Source organism: Staphylococcus sp. ZWU0021, assembly GCF_000798895.1.
Lineage (GTDB): Bacteria > Bacillota > Bacilli > Staphylococcales > Staphylococcaceae > Staphylococcus > Staphylococcus saprophyticus.
Genome location: NZ_JTLN01000002.1, coordinates 11,668 through 12,605, shown reverse-complemented (window position 1 = coordinate 12,605; position 938 = coordinate 11,668). Strand labels below are relative to the sequence as shown.

Genomic DNA, 938 nt, shown 5'->3' with positions numbered 1-938 from the left:
AGAGCGCCTGCTTTGCACGCAGGAGGTCAGCGGTTCGATCCCGCTAGTCTCCACCATATTTAATACAAACTAAAATACAACGGCGGTGTAGCTCAGCTGGCTAGAGCGTACGGTTCATACCCGTGAGGTCGGGGGTTCGATCCCCTCCACCGCCACTAATTATTAGTTGTAAATTATATTTAGGACCTTTAGCTCAGTTGGTTAGAGCTAACGGCTCATAACCGTTCGGTCGCAGGTTCGAGTCCTGCAAGGTCCATATAATTTTGGAGGAATACCCAAGTCCGGCTGAAGGGATCGGTCTTGAAAACCGACAGGGGCTTAACGGCCCGCGGGGGTTCGAATCCCTCTTCCTCCGCCATCTTTATAATAATTGAATATAATTTATTTTTAGCTAATATTTGTGGAGGAATACCCAAGTCCGGCTGAAGGGATCGGTCTTGAAAACCGACAGGAGCTTAACGGCTCGCGGGGGTTCGAATCCCTCTTCCTCCGCCATTTATATTATTAACGCGGGATGGAGCAGTTCGGTAGCTCGTCGGGCTCATAACCCGAAGGTCGGTGGTTCAAATCCGCCTCCCGCAATTTTTAAAAGGTCCCGTAGTGTAGCGGTTAACACGCCTGCCTGTCACGCAGGAGATCGTGGGTTCGAATCCCATCGGGACCGCCATTTATTATGGTTCAGTAGCTCAGTTGGTAGAGCAATGGATTGAAGCTCCATGTGTCGGCAGTTCGACTCTGTCCTGAACCATTCTTTTAAAGTTTATACTTTGGCGGTTGTGGCGAAGTGGTTAACGCATCGGATTGTGGTTCCGACACTCGTGGGTTCGATTCCCATCATCCGCCCCATAATCGTTAAAGTGCGGGTGTAGTTTAATGGCAAAACCTCAGCCTTCCAAGCTGATGTTGTGGGTTCGATTCCCATCACCCGCTCCATTTTA

The 938-nt window shown here is 49.8% G+C and carries 9 tRNA genes; all 9 read left to right on the top strand.

Features of this window, described 5'->3' with window-relative positions:
• The first annotated feature begins 81 nt into the window (after positions 1–81).
• The 9 genes from L987_RS00160 (at position 82) to L987_RS00120 (ending at position 933) form a co-directional block, all read left to right on the top strand.
• A tRNA-Met gene (locus tag L987_RS00160) sits at positions 82–155 on the top strand.
• 27 nt (positions 156–182) lie between these two features.
• Positions 183–256: transfer RNA gene (locus L987_RS00155), tRNA-Ile, on the top strand.
• A 9-nt stretch (positions 257–265) separates the two neighbouring features.
• Positions 266–358, top strand: a tRNA-Ser gene (locus L987_RS00150).
• A gap of 44 nt (positions 359–402) precedes the next feature.
• Positions 403–495 (top strand) — tRNA-Ser (locus L987_RS00145).
• A 13-nt stretch (positions 496–508) separates the two neighbouring features.
• Positions 509–582 (top strand) — tRNA-Met (locus L987_RS00140).
• A gap of 9 nt (positions 583–591) precedes the next feature.
• Positions 592–667 (top strand) — tRNA-Asp (locus tag L987_RS00135).
• Positions 668–675: 8 nt separating this feature from the next.
• Positions 676–748 (top strand) — tRNA-Phe (locus L987_RS00130).
• A 22-nt stretch (positions 749–770) separates the two neighbouring features.
• Positions 771–846: transfer RNA gene (locus tag L987_RS00125), tRNA-His, on the top strand.
• Between the two features lie 13 nt (positions 847–859).
• A tRNA-Gly gene (locus L987_RS00120) sits at positions 860–933 on the top strand.
• Positions 934–938: the final 5 nt, after the last annotated feature.